This is a genomic window from Atopomonas hussainii (genome assembly GCF_900109735.1).
In the GTDB taxonomy this organism is placed as follows: domain Bacteria; phylum Pseudomonadota; class Gammaproteobacteria; order Pseudomonadales; family Pseudomonadaceae; genus Atopomonas; species Atopomonas hussainii.
Genome location: NZ_FOAS01000001.1, coordinates 253,355 through 270,601, shown reverse-complemented (window position 1 = coordinate 270,601; position 17,247 = coordinate 253,355). Strand labels below are relative to the sequence as shown.

Below are 17,247 nucleotides of genomic sequence, written 5' to 3'. Positions count from 1 at the left end.
GCCTTCACTCCTGATGGGCTAAGGTCTGTGTTATTCGTCCATGTTCCACGTGGAACATGGCAAGCGGCGTGTCCTCACGCCAGAAACTTTCTATTTGTGCAGCCTCAACGCCGGTAATAAACACTTGGCAATCGAGCGCTTCCAGCAAGCGGCACAACGCACGCCGATGCTGTTCATCTAACTCCGAGGGCAGGTCATCGACCAAATACACACAACGCCCCCGTTTAACCGCCTGCAACAAATGCCCTTGGGCGATACGCAACGCACAGACTACTAACTTCTGCTGCCCCCGCGACAACACATCGGCCGCATTATGACTGCCAATGCGCAAACGCAAATCAGCACGCTGCGGACCCGCTTGGGTATAACCCAACTGACGATCGCGCTCTAAGCCAGCCTGTAAGACCTCGGCCAGATCGCGCTCTTTATCCCAGCCTCGCGAGTAACTTAACGTCAGCCCAGACAGGTCAATCAGCTCAGCCAGCACCTGCTCAAAGGCTGGCTTTAACTGCTGCAAATAGGCTTGACGTAGGCGGTCGATTTGCTCGCTGGCGGTGACCAATTCGCGGTCCCACGCGGCTTGCAAAGCGGCGTCCATTCTACCATGCCGTAGCCACGAGTTTCGCTGCCGTAGGGCAGTCTGCAGGCGCTGCCAGGTAGGAAGAAACTGATGTTCCACGTGGAACACACCCCAATCCAAAAATTGCCGACGCACTTTCGGCGAGCCTTCCAGCAAACGAAAACTATCGGGGTTAATCAGTTGTAGCGGCAAACACTCGGCCAGTGCAGCCGCGCTGCGTAGATTTTTCCCGTCTTGGCGAATAACAAATTCACCTTGGCGATCACGCTGCACGCCTAACTGCGAGCGCAGGCCATCGGCAAACAGCACTTCACCAAACAGCTGGCAATGCGCTTGCTCGTATTGAATGACGGGGGTTAAGCGTGTGCTGCGAAAGGAGCGGGCCAGGCCCAGCAGATGGATAGCTTCTAGCAGGCTGGTTTTGCCACTGCCATTCGCACCAAAGAGAAGATTGATTCGAGGGGAGGGGGTGAGGTTCACGGGGTGCAAGTTGCGCACCCCACTGACACTCAAACGCGTTAGAGCCATTACAGGCGCATAGGCATAACAACGTAGTGACAGTCGTCGCTGTCGCCTTCTTGCAGCAGGGCGCTGCTGTTGGAATCGCTCAAGGTCATGCGCACGGTTTCGCTGCCCATCACACCCAGCACATCCAATAGGTAGCTGACGTTAAAGCCGATCTCTAACGAGCCACCGGCGTAATCAACGGCGACTTCTTCTTCGGCTTCTTCCTGCTCAGGGTTGTTAGCCTGAATTTTCAGCAACGCTTCCGACAGGCCTAAGCGAATACCACGGTACTTTTCATTGGACAGAATCGCGGTACGGCTAAAGGCTTCTTTCAACGAGTTACGCTCACCAACCACCAGCTTGTCGCCACCACGCGGCAGAACGCGCTCGTAATCGGGGAACTTGCCGTCCACCAGCTTTGAGGTGAAAGTGAAGTCACCACTGCCGGTGGTCGCGCGAATATGGTTGCTGCCGAGCACAATGCGCACATCAGTATCCGGCTCGCTCATCAAACGGGCTAATTCCAAAATACCTTTACGCGGCACAATCACTTGGTGTTTGTCTTGGTAATCAATACCGGCATCCAGCGTGCACATGGCCAAGCGGTGACCGTCGGTGGCTACGGCGCGCAGCTTGCCTTGCGCCACTTCCAGCAACATACCGTTTAGGTAATAACGCACATCTTGCTGCGCCATGGCGAAGCTGGTGCGGTCAATCAGGCGTTTGAGCTTGGCTTGCGGTACTGAGAAGTTCAGAGAGCCTGGGCCTTCTTCTACGGTAGGGAAGTCATTGGCTGGCAAGGTAGACAAGGTAAAGCGGCTGCGACCGGCTTTGACCAGCAGCTTTTGCTCGTCCAGACGCACGTCGATCATCACGTCGCTGGGCAAGCTTTTGCAGATATCCATCAGCTTGCGCGCTGGTACGGTGATCTCACCGGCTTCGGCGGGCTCTTCCAATTCAACGCGGCCTACCAGTTCGACTTCAAGGTCGGTACCGGTCAACGACAGCTGTTGGCCTTCCACCACCAGCAGCACGTTAGACAGCACTGGCAGGGTTTGCCGACGCTCAACCACACCGGCTACCAGCTGCAGCGGTTTTAACAAAGCTTCTCGATTGATAGTGAAATGCATGTTTCGTCCCTCTGTAGCTGCTATCAGGTGGTCAGTGTACGCAACAGATTTTTGTAGTCTTCGCGGATGTCTGCATCGCTTTCGCGTAATTCAGCAATTTTGCGACAAGCATGCAACACCGTGGTGTGATCGCGCCCGCCAAAGGCATCACCAATTTCCGGCAAGCTGTGGTTGGTTAGCTCTTTTGACAACGCCATCGCCACCTGGCGTGGCCGCGCTACCGAACGGGTGCGCCGCTTGGAGAGCAGATCCGCCACTTTAATCTTGTAGTACTCGGCCACCGTGCGCTGGATGTTATCAATGCTGACCAGTTTATCTTGCAGGGCCAATAAGTCTTTTAATGATTCGCGGATCAGCTCAATGGTGATCTCACGGCCCATAAAGTGCGCGTGGGCTATCACCCGCTTGAGCGCGCCTTCCAACTCACGCACGTTGGAGCGAATACGCTGAGCAATAAAGAACGCAGCATCCGGCGGCAAGTCGATGCGCGCCTGCTCGGCTTTTTTCATCAAGATGGCGACGCGAGTTTCTAACTCCGGCGGCTCGACGGCTACCGTCAGGCCCCAACCGAAGCGCGACTTTAAGCGTTCTTCCAGGCCGTCGATTTCTTTCGGGTAACGGTCGCTGGTCAAAATCACCTGCTGACCACCTTCAAGCAGCGCGTTAAAGGTATGGAAGAACTCTTCCTGCGAGCGCTCTTTACGGGCGAAAAATTGAATATCGTCGATCAGCAGGGCGTCCACCGAGCGGTAGTAGCGCTTGAACTCGTTGATCTGGTTCATCTGCAGCGCTTTCACCATGTCAGCGACAAAGCGTTCGGAATGCAGGTAGACGATCTTCGCGTTGGGGTTCTTCTTTAATAAGTGGTTACCCACCGCGTGCATCAAGTGGGTTTTACCCAAACCTACGCCGCCGTACAAAAACAGTGGGTTGTAACCATGCTTGGGATTATCGGCAACCTGCCACGCCGCCGCGCGGGCGAGCTGGTTAGATTTACCCTCAACAAAGTTCTCGAAGGTAAAACCACGGTTTAGATAGCTGGTGTGCTTAACCACTGGCTCGGCAGCGCGAGGGGCACTGCTTGAGCTAGTTGGTGCTTCGCGCAGCACCTCTTCAGCAGAGCCCGAGGCAACCTCTTGTAGTAAAGCCGGGTTGCTCACCGCAGCCGGCGCTTGGGTGCGGGGGGCTTCATTAATAGCAGCAGATGGTGTGGCGACAGCGCGAGCCACTTGCGGCTTAGCCGCACGCTTGCTGCCGATTAGCAGTGACAAGGCCGGCACAGACTCCACAGCCATCTCACCCATCAATTCTAAAATGCGCGACAGGTACTTTTCATTCACCCAGTCGAGCACAAAGCGATTGGGGGCAAACACCCGCAACTCATCGACGTCGCCTTCAACCTGCAACGGGCGTATCCAAGTATTGAACTGCTGGCTGGGCAACTCATCACGCAGGTGATCAACACACTGCTGCCAAAGCTCTACGGACACGCCGTCTCCTTGCTGGTGGGGGTCAGCTAAAAGAGCCATTTTAGCCCTGCCTTAGACCACTTATCCACACCCAATAAGGCAAATAATTGGCTTGACAATCAGCCACTTAAAGGTGACCAACGATACACAATGAGCGCCCTAAGCATTGTGGAAAACTGCTGAAAAACCCTGCCTATAAGCCTGTGTGCAGCGAGGTGGATAAACCCGCTGTGGAAAAACCGCCATTCTATCCACTGCTGATCAGCAGCTTAGCGACAAGACCACGACAGCTTACGCACAGACTTACAGAGCGCTGTAAGCCTTGCTAGTCATGCCTCTTGCAGGGTTATCCACAGATCGAGCCGCACTTATAAGCTTTAACAAACACTATCTTTTTAAAAATTCATTCTTTTATTTTTAATTAGCTTGGCCCTCAGACGACGAAAAGCACTCAAGCAAATTGACCTTGGCAAGACCTTTCCTTAGAATTGCCGGTCCTTTGGAGGGGGGTCTGCAGTTGGCAGGCTCGCCATAACTTATTCACCCAGGTACATCACCATGAAGCGTACTTTTCAACCCAGCGTCCTGAAGCGTAAGCGCGTACACGGTTTCCGTGCTCGTATGGCCACCAAAAACGGCCGTCAGGTTATTGCTCGCCGTCGCGCCAAAGGCCGTAAGCGTCTGACCGTCTAATTGAACCCGCTGGTGGCCGATCAAAGCTTCAGCCGCGATAAGCGCCTGCTTACGCCGCGGCAATTCAAAGCAGTCTTTGATGGCACCACCGGCAAGGTTCCTGGCAAGCAGGTTTTATTGCTTGCTCGCGCGAATCAGCTAGACCACCCTCGCATTGGCTTTGTGATAGCTAAAAAGAGTGTGCGTCTAGCTGTTGAGCGTAACCGCCTGAAACGGGTTATCCGCGATAGTTTTCGCCGCCATCAAGATGTGATCGGTGGTTGGGACATCGTGGTTTTAGCGCGTAAGGGCATGGCCGATAGTGATAACAGTGAGCTGCACGCGCATTTCGCCAAGTTGTGGAAGCGCTTTTCCCGCCTCGCCACTCATCTGCCTGCTGCCAAAGACAGTCCCGCTCGCCGCAATGCGTAGTCTGGCCCTCGGCCTGATCCGCGTATACCGCTATGCCATCAGTCCTATGATGGCCAGCCACTGTCGCTTTTATCCCAGCTGCTCCTGTTACGCTCAAGAAGCCATCGAACGGCACGGTCTTGCGCGTGGCGGCTGGCTAACAGTGCGCCGTTTGTCGCGCTGTCACCCTTGGCATCCCGGAGGGTATGATCCGGTGCCTGAACATCCTTCCCGCCCTTCTTCGATGGCCGAATAGCTCATGGATATCCAACGCTCCGTCCTGATTGTCGCTTTAGCGGTGGTGTCGTACTTCTTGGTTCTGGCTTGGAACGAAGACTACGGCCAGGCGCAATTGCCGCCAGCTGCGTCGAACGCTCAACCCCTCAACAGTTTGCCGACGGACGTGCCCAGCACAGCCACCGCCAGCAATGATGATGTGCCGGTGGTTGCCAGCAGCACCGAAACTCCGGTGGAAACCAGCAAAGCCAGCACTGCGCTAATCACGGTGAACACCGACACCCTGCAACTGGCGATCAACCCAGTGGGCGGCGATGTGGTGCATCTGAACCTGCCGCAGTACCCGCGCAGCCTGAAGAACAAAGACGTTCCGTTCACCTTGTTCGATAACGGCCAAGAGCGTGTGTACGAAGCACAGAGCGGCCTGATCGGCGTGAATGGCCCCGATGCCTCTAGCGTTAGTCGCCCACTGTACAGCGCTTCTGCCAGCGAATACCGCCTGGCCGATGGCGAAGACAAGCTGGTGGTTGATCTGAAGTTCAGCGCCGATGGCGTTAACTACACCAAGCGTTTCAGCTTTGTACGCGGCAGCTATCAGGTGGATGTCGAATACCTGATCGACAACCAGAGCGATAGCGCTTGGAACGGCAATCTGTTCGCGCAGATCAAGCGCGATAACAGCGCCGACCCATCGTCCAGCACCGCAACTGGCATGGCCACTTTCCTTGGTGCTGCGCTGTGGACGCCGGATGAGCCGTACAGCAAGTTGAGCATGTCCGACATGGACAAAAACAACCTGCGCGTTGATGTACAAGGTGGCTGGGTCGCTTGGCTGCAGCACTACTTTGTCACCGCATGGGTACCGAGCGCCGAAGGCCAGCACATTGTGCAGAGCCGTAAGGACAGCAAAGGCAACTACATCATTGGCTTCACCGGGCAGACCTTAAGCGTTGCTCCGGGCAGCCATGAAACTGTAGCGCTGAAGCTCTACGCCGGCCCGAAAATCCAAAGCACCTTGGAAGCCCTGTCACCGGGTCTTGAGCTGACTGTCGATTACGGTTTCCTCTGGTGGTTGGCCCAGCCGATTTTCTGGCTGCTGGAACATATCCACAGCCTGCTAGGCAACTGGGGCTGGTCGATCATCGTGTTGACCATCCTGATCAAGCTGGCGTTCTTCCCGCTATCCGCCGCCAGTTACCGCTCCATGGCCAAGATGCGCACCTTAGCGCCGAAGATGCAGTCACTGCGCGAGCAGTACGGCGACGATCGGCAGAAGATGTCGCAAGCCATGATGGAGATGTACAAGAAAGAGAAGATCAATCCGCTGGGCGGCTGCTTGCCGATTCTGGTGCAGATGCCAGTCTTCCTCGCCCTGTACTGGGTGCTGCTGGAAAGCGTCGAGATGCGCCAAGCGCCGTGGATGTTCTGGATTCACGACTTGGCGGTGATGGACCCGTACTTCGTGCTGCCGATCATCATGGGCGCGAGCATGTTCATTCAGCAGACGCTCAACCCCACCCCGCCGGACCCCATGCAGGCCAAAGTGATGAAGATGCTGCCGATTATCTTCACCTTCTTCTTCCTGTGGTTCCCGGCTGGTCTGGTGCTGTACTGGGTGGTCAACAACGTCTTGTCCATCGCTCAGCAGTGGTACATTACCCGCCAGATCGAAGCGGCTGCCGCGAATAAAGCCTAAGCGCTCGCGGCCCTTGCAAACGCCCCCTCGTGGGGCGTTTTGCGTTTCACTCAGACGAGAAAAGTTATGCACATCAGCACCGATACCATCGCCGCTATTGCCACCGCCCCCGGTCGCGGAGGCGTTGGCATCGTGCGCGTGTCTGGCCCTGCGGTAAAACAGATTGCCGCGCAGCTGTGCCGAACGGAGTTAAAGCCACGCATGGCCCATTACGGCGCCTTTCATGGCCCACAGGGTGTGCTCGATGAAGGGCTTAGCTTGTTCTTCGCCGGCCCGCACTCGTTTACCGGCGAAGATGTGCTGGAGCTACAAGGCCACGGCGGCCCCGTGGTGCTTAACCTACTGCTCGACGCCTGTGTGAATGCCGGCGCGCGCCTGGCCAAGCCCGGTGAGTTCAGCGAACGGGCCTTTCTCAACGATAAGCTCGACCTAGCTCAAGCCGAAGCAATTGCCGACCTGATCGAAGCCAGTTCCGTACAAGCCGCGCAAAATGCCCTGCGCTCCCTGCAAGGCGCGTTCTCGGTACGCGTCAACGAACTGAGCGAAGCGCTGATCGAACTGCGTATGTACGTAGAAGCGGCCATCGACTTTCCCGAAGAAGAAATCGACTTCTTGGCCGATGGCCATGTGCTCAGCAAGCTCGATGACGTGGGCAACAAACTGCTCGCCGTGCAGCGCGAAGCCGGCCAAGGCGCCTTGTTGCGCGATGGCATGAACGTGGTGATTGCCGGGCGCCCGAATGCTGGTAAATCCAGTCTGCTGAATGCCTTAGCGGGCCGCGAAAGCGCCATCGTCACCGACATTGCGGGCACCACGCGTGACATCCTCCGCGAACATATCCACATCGATGGCATGCCCCTGCATGTGATTGATACCGCTGGCCTGCGCAGCACCGACGATGCGGTGGAAAAAATCGGCGTCGAACGGGCGCTGAAAGCCATTCACGAAGCCGACCGTATCCTCTTGATGGTCGATGCCAGCGACCCGCAAGCAGCCGATCCATGGGCCTTGTGGCCGGAGTTTCTCGACCAGGCGCCCGACGCCAGCAAGGTCACGCTGATCCGCAACAAGATCGATTTGCTCGGCGAACAACCCAGCCAAACCGAAACCGAACACGGCTTGTTACTGGGCTTATCGGCCAAGCAAGATCAAGGCTTGGACTTGCTGCGCGAACACCTCAAAGCCTGCATGGGCTATCAGCAAACTGCCGAGAGCGGCTTCAGCGCACGTAGCCGGCACCTGCAAGCGCTTAAACAAGCGCAGGCCTATCTGGACAACGGCCGTGCCCAACTACTCGGCAGCGGTGCTGGTGAGTTGCTTGCCGAAGACTTGCGCTTAGCGCAGCACGCCTTAGGTGAAATCACCGGGCAGTTCACCCCCGACGACCTTCTCGGGCGTATCTTCTCCAGCTTCTGCATCGGTAAGTAAGTCCCACGTACGCATAGAGTGCCTACCCGTTTAGCCGGGTGGGCAGCTTTGCCGTGGGCGAAAACTACGCCAACGCGCTATCCACACGGCGACTTAAGCTCTGTGGAAAACCGCCCCTAAGCCCTGCCCATAAGTGCTCGATAAAGCCGTGGAAAACTGACCCTGTGGGTAACTGGCACTTTCATCCCCAAGCTTTGTACAGGCTACACCAAGGATTTGCCCTGCTCATACACAGACTTAGTAGGTGCCTCTAGATCAGTAAAATCAAGGCTCTTAGCGGGTTATCCACAGAAAACTGCTTAGCTATTAATGAAAAATAAAAATAAGAAAAAATATATATTCATTTTTTTATTTTTAATCGTGCCTCATCCACAGCGCGGGGAAGCACGCAGACTGGCATTGGTCATTTTTTGGCCAGAAGCGCTTCTGACTTAAGAAACCTTGCCTGTATACTGTGCGGCTCTCTTTAACCTGCCCAAGGCAGAGGTGTGCGGTGGATTTTCCCAGTCGTTTTGACGTGATCGTGATCGGTGGTGGCCATGCTGGCACTGAGGCTGCGTTAGCCGCAGCACGCATGGGCGTTAAAACCCTGCTGCTCACCCACAATGTAGAAACCCTTGGGCAAATGAGCTGCAACCCCGCTATCGGTGGTATCGGCAAAAGCCATCTGGTGAAAGAAATCGATGCTTTGGGCGGCGCCATGGCCATGGCTACCGACAAAGGCGGCATTCAGTTCCGCGTGCTCAACAGCCGCAAAGGCCCAGCGGTACGCGCTACCCGAGCGCAAGCCGATCGCGTGCTGTACAAGGCGGCGATTCGCGAAACCTTAGAAAACCAGCAGAACCTGTGGATCTTCCAGCAGGCTGCTGATGACTTGATCGTCGAGAACGAACAAGTGCGCGGCGTCGTGACGCAAATGGGTCTGCGCTTCTTGGCCGACAACGTGGTACTGACCACCGGCACCTTCCTTGGCGGACTTATCCACATTGGCCTGCAGAATTACTCAGGTGGTCGCGCCGGTGATCCGCCGTCGATTGCTTTAGCCAAGCGTTTACGTGAATTACCGCTGCGCGTTGGCCGCTTAAAAACCGGCACACCACCGCGTATCGATGGCCGTAGTGTGGATTTCTCGGTGATGACCGAGCAGCCGGGCGATACGCCGACGCCGGTGATGTCGTTCCGTGGCTCGTTGGCCGATCATCCGGCACAAGTCAGTTGCTGGATTACCCACACCAACGCGCGCACTCACGAGATTATTCGCAATAACCTCGATCGCTCGCCGATGTACTCCGGTGTCATCGAAGGCGTAGGCCCGCGTTATTGCCCGTCGATTGAAGACAAGATTCACCGCTTTGCCGATAAAGATCAGCATCAGGTGTTCTTAGAGCCGGAAGGCCTGACCACCCACGAGCTGTACCCCAACGGGATTTCCACCTCGTTACCGTTCGATGTGCAGTTGGAGATCGTGCGCTCGATTCGCGGCATGGAAAACGCGCATATCGTGCGCCCCGGCTACGCCATCGAATACGACTTCTTCGACCCTCGCGACTTGAAGCACAGCCTAGAAACCAAAGTGATCGGCGGCCTGTTCTTCGCCGGGCAGATCAACGGCACCACAGGTTACGAAGAAGCCGGTGCGCAAGGCTTGCTGGCCGGCATCAACGCCGCCCGCCGTGCGCAAGAGCTAGACGCGTGGACTCCGCGCCGCGACGAAGCCTACATCGGCGTCTTGGTCGACGACCTGATCAGCATGGGCACTCAAGAGCCCTACCGTATGTTCACCTCGCGCGCCGAATACCGCCTGATTCTGCGCGAGGACAACGCCGACCTGCGCCTCACCGAACAAGGTCGTCAGCTGGGTTTAATCGACGATGCTCACTGGGCGGCCTTCTGCGCCAAACGCGAAGCTATCGAGCAAGAGCAACAGCGCCTGAAAACCTCATGGGTGCAGCCTAATACGCCGGTGGGTGAAGCCATCAGCCAGCGGTACGGCACCCCGCTGAGTCACGAATACAACCTGCAAGATTTGCTGCGCCGCCCGGAAATCGACTACGCCAGCCTAGCCGAGCTGACCAACAGCCCGGTGGTGGATGCGCAAGTCGCCGAGCAGGTAGAGATTCAAACCAAGTACGCCGGTTATATCGACCGCCAGCAGGAAGAGATCGACCGCCTGCGCCGCAGCGAGTCGGTAAGCTTGCCGGCCAATCTGGACTACAGCGCCATTTCCGGCTTGTCGAAAGAAATCCAAGCCAAGCTCAGCCAGGCGCGGCCGCAAACCTTGGGCCAAGCCTCGCGTATTCCTGGGGTAACACCGGCTGCAGTGTCGTTATTGCTGATTCACCTGAAAAAACGCTCGGCTGCCAAGCCGTTGGAGCAAAGCGCTTGATGGCTGTGGATAACCCTCATCGCGCCGCCTTAGTGCGCGGTGCACAAGCGCTTAACCTGAGCTTTAGCGAGGCGGTGATCGAGCAGTTGCTCGCCTATCACGCGCTGTTGGTGAAGTGGAATAAGGCCTACAACCTCACCGCCGTGCGCGACCCGCAGGAAATGATCGAGCGCCACTTGCTTGATAGCCTCAGCGTGCTGCCGTTTATCGAGGGGCAGCGCTGGGCCGATATCGGCAGTGGCGGCGGCATGCCCGGCATTGTGCTGGCGATTGTCTACCCCGAACGGCAGTTCACCTTGGTCGATAGCAACGGCAAAAAGACCCGCTTTCTCCAGCAGGTGAAAATGGAACTGGGCCTAAGCAATGTCACTGTGCTGCATAGCCGCGTAGAGCAAGTCGAACTGCCTGCGCTGGATGGCATCGTCTCACGGGCGTTCAGTTCGTTACACGACTTCACCCACTGGACACGCCACTTGGGTAATAATCAAACCCGCTGGCTGGCCATGAAAGGGCTTTATCCACAGGATGAACTGGCAGAGTTGCCGGCAGATTTTCAGCTGCTGACGTCACACACCCTGTCGGTGCCGGGTTGCGAAGGTCAGCGTCACCTGTTGATATTGCAGCGCAAGGATTGAGGGGGAGCTGACATGGGTAAGGTATTGGCGATTGCCAACCAGAAAGGCGGTGTGGGGAAAACCACCACCTGCATTAACCTCGCGGCTTCGCTGGTAGCCACCAAGCGCAAAGTGTTGCTGATTGATCTTGATCCGCAGGGCAACGCCAGCATGGGCAGCGGTGTGGATAAACACACCTTACAGCGCTCGGTGTATGACGTGCTGATGGATGAATGCGAGCTGACCGATGCCCTGCAAACCTCGGAAAACGGCGGTTATCAGGTGTTGCCCGCCAATGGCGACCTAACCGCCGCTGAAGTGCAGCTGCTGGAAATGAAGATGAAAGAAAGTCGCCTGCGCTATGCCCTATCGGCGGCGCGCGACAAGTTTGACTTCATCCTCATCGATTGTCCGCCATCGCTCAACATGCTCACCGTCAATGCCTTGGTCGCCGCCGATGGCGTGGTGATCCCCATGCAGTGTGAGTACTACGCGCTGGAAGGCCTGTCGGCGTTGGTCAACACCATCAAGCGTATAGGCCAAGTGCTCAACCCCAGCCTGAAGATCGAAGGCGTGCTGCGTACCATGTACGACCCGCGCAATAGCCTGACCAACGATGTCTCGGCGCAGCTGGTGCAGCATTTCCCTAATCAGCTGTACCACACAGTGATTCCGCGTAACGTGCGTTTGGCTGAAGCGCCTTCGTTTGGCATGCCGGTACTCAGTTACGACAAGCAATCTAAAGGGGCGATTGCCTATTTGGCCTTGGCAGGCGAGATCAATCGCCGCCAAGAAGTGGCCAACAAAGCCATCCCCGCTCCAGCACTCTAAGGACTGACAATGGCCAGCAAAAAACGTGGCCTAGGCCGCGGCCTGGATGCCTTGCTCGGCGGCGCAGCCGTCAGCCAGATTGAACAAGACGTTCAAAACACCGACAAAAGCTTACTGCGTGAGCTGCCGTTGGATTTAGTCCAGCGTGGCCAATATCAGCCGCGTCGCGATATGGACCCACAAGCGCTGGAAGAACTCGCCGCGTCGATTCGCGCGCAAGGCGTGATGCAGCCGATTGTGGTGCGTCCGATTGCTGGTGGCCGTTACGAGATCATCGCCGGTGAACGCCGTTGGCGCGCCAGTCAGCAAGCCGGCAAAGACAGCATTCCGGCCGTGGTGCGTGAAGTGCCTGACGAAGCCGCGATTGCTATGGCGCTGATCGAAAACATCCAGCGCGAAGACTTAAACCCCATCGAAGAAGCCATCGCGCTGCAGCGTTTGCAGCAAGAGTTTGAGCTCACCCAGCAGCAAGTGGCCGATGCCGTCGGTAAGTCGCGCGCCACCGTGGCTAATTTGTTACGTCTGATTGCCCTGCCGGATGAAATCAAAACTCTGCTCAGTCATGGCGACTTAGAGATGGGCCATGCCCGCGCCCTGCTTGGCTTGCCAGAAGACCAACAAGTGGATGCCGCTCGTCGGGTTGTTGCCGAAGCGCTCAACGTGCGCCAGACCGAAGCCTTAGTGCGTGGCTTGCTCAAAGACAAACCCAGCAAACCGGCGGCAACCGCTCAAGATCCAGACATTCAGCGTTTGGAGCAACGCCTTGCCGAAAAGCTTGGCGCGGGTGTGCAAATCAAGCACGGCAGCAAAGGCAAGGGTCAGCTGGTGATTCGCTACTCAAGCTTGGATGAATTGCAGGGCGTTTTGGCGCACATCCGCTAAGATGACCAGATTTGGTGCGCCAAGTATGGATTGCAAGGCCTTTGCGGTTGATGCCGCCGGCAAAGCTCCCTATACTTTGCGCGCTTTTTTGCGGCATTTTTCATGCCTGTTTTTTAAGTTGTGGCTCAAAGCATTGAGCGTGGGGAAAGAATGACTGCAAGAACACCTGCCGTTCTGCCCTTGTACCGACTGCCAGTGTTTCCTGTCCTGGTAGCTCAGTTCGCGGTTGCTGTGCTGTTGGCGTTGCTCGTTACCTTGGTTTGGGGCGTCACAGCAGGCAAATCGGCTTTGTTAGGCGGCTTGGTGGTCGCTGTGCCGACGCTGTACTTAGCGCGTAAAGCCTTTCGTCATCAAGGTGCGCGAGCAGCACGCGAGATTGTCCGCGGCTTCTATGCGGGCGAAGCCGGTAAGTTGGTGTTTAGCGCCTTCTTGATGGCAGTGATTTTTGTAGGGGTGAAACCATTGCATGCGCCGGCGTTTTTCGTCGCCATGCTGCTGACGCAAGCGACCAGCTGGTTCGCACCCCTGCTACTGAAACTTAAAAAAACTTAAAACCTTCGAGGCAAACTCATGGCAGGCAGCGCATCGGATTATATCCAGCATCACTTGCAGAACCTGACCTATGGCAACCATCCGGTTAACGGTTGGAGCTTTGCGCACACCGCGCAAGAAGCCAAGGAAATGGGCTTCTGGGCATTCCACGTGGATACCCTAGGCTGGTCGGTCGTTCTGGGTCTGATTTTCATCTTCTTGTTCCGCGCTGCGGCCAAGAAAGCCACTTCGGGTCAGCCGAGCGGCTTGCAGAACTTCGTTGAAGTCATGGTCGAGTTCGTTGACGGTAGCGTCAAAGACACCTTCCACGGCCGTAACGCCTTAATTGCTCCGCTGGCATTGACCATCTTCGTCTGGGTTTTCCTGATGAACCTGATGGACTTGATTCCGGTGGACTGGCTGCCGATGGCTGCCGCCAAGATTGCTGGCGACGACCACCTGTTCTTCCGTGTTGTACCCACCACTGACCCGAACGCCACCTTGGGCTTAGCCTTCAGCGTGTTCGCCTTGATCATCTTCTACAGCATCAAGGTCAAAGGTATCGGCGGCTTCTTGGGTGAACTGACCCTGCATCCGTTCGGTTCCAGCAACAAGCTGGTCCAGGCGCTGTTGATCCCGGTGAACTTCCTGTTGGAATTCGTCACCCTGATCGCCAAGCCAATCTCTTTGGCACTGCGTCTGTTCGGTAACCTCTACGCTGGCGAGCTGATTTTCATTCTGATCGCCGTGGTCTTCAGTGCCGGTTGGGTACTGGGTCTGTTCGGCGTGGCGCTGCACTGGGCTTGGGCTGTGTTCCACATCCTAGTTATCGTGCTGCAAGCGTTCATCTTCATGATGCTGACCATCGTTTATCTGTCGATGGCGCACGAAGATAACCACTGATTTTGCTTTAACCCTTAACCACAACTCACCACAACCCTTAATCACACGACGTAGTGTCGGGAGGAAAAATGGAAACTGTAGTAGGTCTGACCGCTGTTGCTGTAGCTCTGCTGATTGGTCTGGGTGCTCTGGGCACCGCGATTGGCTTTGGTCTGCTGGGTGGCAAGTTCCTGGAAGGCGCTGCGCGTCAACCGGAAATGGTGCCAATGCTGCAGGTTAAGATGTTCATCGTCGCAGGTCTGCTTGACGCCGTAACCATGATCGGTGTTGGTATCGCCCTGTTCTTCACCTTCGCAAACCCCTTCGTTGCTCAGGTAGCTGGCTAATTCGCCGAGTGCGATTGGTTTAACTGAACAACGAATAAGCGAGGTGTTGGCGTGAATATCAATGCAACTCTGATCGGCCAATCCGTAGCTTTCTTTGTATTCGTGCTGTTCTGCATGAAGTATGTATGGCCTCCGGTCATCCAGGCTTTGCAGGAGCGCCAAAAGAAGATCGCTGACGGCTTGGACGCTGCCAACCGTGCATCGCGTGACCTTGAGCTGGCCCAAGAAAAAGTGGCCGCTCAACTGCGCGATGCTAAGGCTCAGGCAGCCGAGATCGTCGAGCAAGCGAAGAAAACCGCTAACCAGATCGTCGAGGAATCGCGCGATCAGGCCCGTGCCGAAGGCGACCGCCTGAAGGCTCAGGCCAAAGCGGAAATCGAGCAGGAACTGAACCAAATCAAAGACGCCCTGCGCGCCCAATTGGGTGGCCTGGTTGTCGCTGGTGCGGAGAAGGTCCTCGGCGCTTCCGTCGATCAAAATGCACATGCGGAGCTGGTCAACAAACTGGCAGCCGAACTCTAAGCGGAGGCGACCATGGCAGAATTGACCACCCTGGCGCGCCCTTACGCGAAAGCGGCTTTTCAGCACGCAGTCGCCGCCCAACAGCTGACCCAATGGTCTGGCATGTTGGGTTTGGCTGCGGCGGTAACCGCTGACAACACTATGCAGGCTTGTTTAAAGGCCCCGCAGCTGACTAACGAACAAAAGGGCCAAGCCCTGATGGACGTATGCGGCGAGGAGCTCGACCAGGCAGCACGCAACTTTGTAAGCGTGCTGGCGGAAAACAAGCGTCTGGAGCTGTTGCCAGAGATTGCCGTGCTGTTTGAGCAGTACAAGGCTGAACAGGAACAGAGCGTTGACGTCGAGGTGACTTCCGCCTTCGCGTTGAACGCTGACCAGCAAGACCAACTCGCTAAGGCACTCAGTGCAAGGCTCCGTCGGGAAGTGCGTATGCAAACCCGCGAAGATGCCAGCCTGATTGGCGGCATCGTTGTCCGTGCCGGAGACCTCGTCATTGACGGCTCCGTACGTGGCAAGCTTGCCCAATTGGCCGAAGCGTTGAAATCAAGAGTTTGAAGGGGCGGAGCATGCAGCAACTGAATCCTTCCGAGATCAGTGACATCATCAAGCAGCGCATCGAGAAACTCGATGTGTCCTCCCAGGCGCGTAACGAAGGCACTGTTGTCAGCGTTTCCGACGGTATCGTCCGCATCCACGGCTTAGCCGATGCGATGTACGGTGAAATGATCGAGTTCCCAGGCGGCCTATACGGCATGGCCATGAACCTCGAGCAGGACTCCGTAGGTGCCGTAGTACTGGGTAACTACCTGGGTCTGGCCGAAGGCATGACCGCAAAGTGTACTGGCCGTATCCTCGAGGTACCGGTTGGTCCGCAACTGCTGGGTCGTGTCGTAGACGCCCTGGGTAATCCGATCGACGGCAAAGGCCCGATCAACGCTGAAGCCAGCGACGCCGTTGAAAAAGTGGCGCCGGGCGTAATTTGGCGTAAGTCGGTAGACCAGCCGGTTCAGACGGGCTACAAGGCGGTTGACGCCATGATCCCGATCGGCCGTGGCCAGCGTGAGCTGATCATCGGTGACCGTCAGATTGGTAAAACCGCGATGGCCGTTGACGCCATCATCAACCAAAAAGACAGCGGCATCCGCTGCGTCTACGTAGCTATCGGTCAGAAGCAATCGACCATCGCTAACGTAGTGCGCAAGCTGGAAGAAAACGGCGCTCTGGCGAACACCATCATCGTGGCTGCCAGTGCTTCCGAATCTGCCGCGCTGCAGTTCATCGCACCGTACTCCGGTTGCACCATGGGCGAATACTTCCGCGATCGCGGTGAAGACGCCCTGATTGTGTACGATGACCTGTCTAAGCAAGCTGTGGCTTATCGTCAGATTTCCCTGCTGCTGCGTCGTCCGCCGGGCCGTGAAGCCTACCCGGGTGACGTGTTCTATCTCCACAGCCGTCTGCTGGAGCGTGCATCGCGCGTTTCGGAAGAATACGTTGAGCAGTTCACCAAGGGCGCTGTGAAAGGCAAGACCGGTTCTTTGACCGCTCTGCCGATCATTGAAACCCAAGCCGGTGACGTGTCGGCCTTCGTACCGACCAACGTGATCTCCATTACTGACGGTCAGATCTTCCTGGAATCGTCGCTGTTCAACTCGGGTATCCGTCCGGCCGTTAACGCCGGTATCTCGGTATCTCGTGTAGGTGGCGCGGCGCAGACCAAGGTGATCAAGAAGCTGTCTGGCGGTATCCGTACCGCACTGGCTCAGTACCGTGAACTGGCGGCTTTCGCCCAGTTCGCTTCTGACCTGGACGAGGCAACTCGTAAGCAGCTGGAGCACGGTCAGCGCGTTACCGAGCTGATGAAGCAGAAGCAGTATGCGCCGATGTCCATCGGTCTGATGGCTGTCAGCCTGTATGCCGCGGAAAAAGGCTTCCTGGCCGATGTTGAACTGGAAAAGATTGGCGCGTTCGAAGCAGCCCTGTTGGCCTACTTCCAGCGTGAAAAAGCCGATCTGATCGCTCAGATCAACGTAGCGGGTGACTACAACAACGATATCGAAGCCAGCATTAAAGAAGGCATCGAGAAGTTTAAGGCCACCCAGACCTGGTAAGCCGCAGCGGG

The 17,247-nt window shown here is 56.5% G+C and carries 18 protein-coding genes; 15 read left to right on the top strand and 3 right to left on the bottom strand.

All coding sequences use genetic code 11. The annotated features are described in order from the left end of the window. Window positions 1–4: 4 nt before the first annotated feature. The 3 genes from recF to dnaA are packed head-to-tail and all read right to left on the bottom strand — an operon-like array spanning window position 5 to window position 3,707. Window positions 5–1,108, bottom strand: a complete 1,104-nt coding sequence (gene recF / locus BMX80_RS01280; RefSeq protein ID WP_074864285.1) for a DNA replication/repair protein RecF — start codon at window positions 1,106–1,108, stop codon at window positions 5–7. Next, a complete protein-coding gene (dnaN, locus tag BMX80_RS01275; RefSeq protein WP_071871523.1) occupies window positions 1,108–2,217 on the bottom strand; it encodes a DNA polymerase III subunit beta in 1,110 nt (369 codons plus the stop codon). The genes recF and dnaN overlap by 1 nt, the downstream gene beginning before the upstream one ends. A 23-nt stretch (window positions 2,218–2,240) precedes the next feature. Beyond that, on the bottom strand, window positions 2,241–3,707 hold the full coding sequence (dnaA, locus tag BMX80_RS01270) for a chromosomal replication initiator protein DnaA (protein ID WP_071871524.1): 1,467 nt from the start codon (window positions 3,705–3,707) through the stop codon (window positions 2,241–2,243). 537 nt (window positions 3,708–4,244) lie between these two features. Between dnaA and rpmH the strand changes: the two genes are divergently transcribed. The 15 genes from rpmH to atpA all read left to right on the top strand — a co-directional run bounded on the left by rpmH (window position 4,245) and on the right by atpA (window position 17,236). Next, entirely contained in the window at window positions 4,245–4,379 is a 135-nt protein-coding gene (gene rpmH, locus BMX80_RS01265) for a 50S ribosomal protein L34 (protein ID WP_071871525.1), read from the top strand. A 12-nt stretch (window positions 4,380–4,391) separates the two neighbouring features. After that, window positions 4,392–4,790: a ribonuclease P protein component gene (gene rnpA / locus BMX80_RS01260; protein ID WP_139213990.1), complete on the top strand. Its 399-nt coding sequence runs from the start codon at window positions 4,392–4,394 to the stop codon at window positions 4,788–4,790. Further along, on the top strand, window positions 4,783–5,025 hold the full coding sequence (gene yidD / locus BMX80_RS01255) for a membrane protein insertion efficiency factor YidD (RefSeq protein WP_071871526.1): 243 nt from the start codon (window positions 4,783–4,785) through the stop codon (window positions 5,023–5,025). Before rnpA ends, yidD begins: the two co-directional genes overlap by 8 nt. A gap of 3 nt (window positions 5,026–5,028) precedes the next feature. Then, window positions 5,029–6,702, top strand: a complete 1,674-nt coding sequence (gene yidC, locus BMX80_RS01250; RefSeq protein ID WP_074864282.1) for a membrane protein insertase YidC — start codon at window positions 5,029–5,031, stop codon at window positions 6,700–6,702. 66 nt (window positions 6,703–6,768) lie between these two features. After that, window positions 6,769–8,130 (top strand): tRNA uridine-5-carboxymethylaminomethyl(34) synthesis GTPase MnmE, encoded by a 1,362-nt coding sequence (gene mnmE, locus BMX80_RS01245; protein WP_074864280.1) that lies wholly within the window; start codon window positions 6,769–6,771, stop codon window positions 8,128–8,130. A gap of 493 nt (window positions 8,131–8,623) precedes the next feature. Further along, a complete protein-coding gene (mnmG, locus tag BMX80_RS01240; protein ID WP_074864279.1) occupies window positions 8,624–10,516 on the top strand; it encodes a tRNA uridine-5-carboxymethylaminomethyl(34) synthesis enzyme MnmG in 1,893 nt (630 codons plus the stop codon). Beyond that, window positions 10,516–11,151 carry a 16S rRNA (guanine(527)-N(7))-methyltransferase RsmG gene (gene rsmG / locus BMX80_RS01235; protein WP_074864277.1) on the top strand — a complete coding sequence of 212 codons (636 nt, stop codon included), beginning with the start codon at window positions 10,516–10,518 and terminating at the stop codon, window positions 11,149–11,151. The genes mnmG and rsmG overlap by 1 nt, the downstream gene beginning before the upstream one ends. 12 nt (window positions 11,152–11,163) lie before the next feature. After that, complete coding sequence (locus BMX80_RS01230; protein WP_074864275.1) at window positions 11,164–11,961, top strand: ParA family protein; 798 nt, start codon at window positions 11,164–11,166, stop codon at window positions 11,959–11,961. Between the two features lie 9 nt (window positions 11,962–11,970). Continuing rightward, window positions 11,971–12,843 carry a ParB/RepB/Spo0J family partition protein gene (locus BMX80_RS01225; protein WP_074864273.1) on the top strand — a complete coding sequence of 291 codons (873 nt, stop codon included), beginning with the start codon at window positions 11,971–11,973 and terminating at the stop codon, window positions 12,841–12,843. Between the two features lie 150 nt (window positions 12,844–12,993). Beyond that, window positions 12,994–13,395, top strand: a complete 402-nt coding sequence (locus tag BMX80_RS01220; RefSeq protein ID WP_074864271.1) for a F0F1 ATP synthase subunit I — start codon at window positions 12,994–12,996, stop codon at window positions 13,393–13,395. Between the two features lie 18 nt (window positions 13,396–13,413). Further along, window positions 13,414–14,277: a F0F1 ATP synthase subunit A gene (atpB, locus tag BMX80_RS01215; protein ID WP_074864269.1), complete on the top strand. Its 864-nt coding sequence runs from the start codon at window positions 13,414–13,416 to the stop codon at window positions 14,275–14,277. A 68-nt stretch (window positions 14,278–14,345) separates the two neighbouring features. Beyond that, complete coding sequence (atpE, locus tag BMX80_RS01210) at window positions 14,346–14,603, top strand: F0F1 ATP synthase subunit C (protein ID WP_067035513.1); 258 nt, start codon at window positions 14,346–14,348, stop codon at window positions 14,601–14,603. A gap of 51 nt (window positions 14,604–14,654) precedes the next feature. Continuing rightward, complete coding sequence (locus tag BMX80_RS01205) at window positions 14,655–15,125, top strand: F0F1 ATP synthase subunit B (RefSeq protein ID WP_071871534.1); 471 nt, start codon at window positions 14,655–14,657, stop codon at window positions 15,123–15,125. A gap of 12 nt (window positions 15,126–15,137) precedes the next feature. After that, complete coding sequence (locus BMX80_RS01200; protein WP_071871535.1) at window positions 15,138–15,680, top strand: F0F1 ATP synthase subunit delta; 543 nt, start codon at window positions 15,138–15,140, stop codon at window positions 15,678–15,680. A gap of 11 nt (window positions 15,681–15,691) precedes the next feature. Continuing rightward, complete coding sequence (gene atpA, locus BMX80_RS01195; RefSeq protein ID WP_071871536.1) at window positions 15,692–17,236, top strand: F0F1 ATP synthase subunit alpha; 1,545 nt, start codon at window positions 15,692–15,694, stop codon at window positions 17,234–17,236. Window positions 17,237–17,247 lie beyond the last annotated feature (11 nt).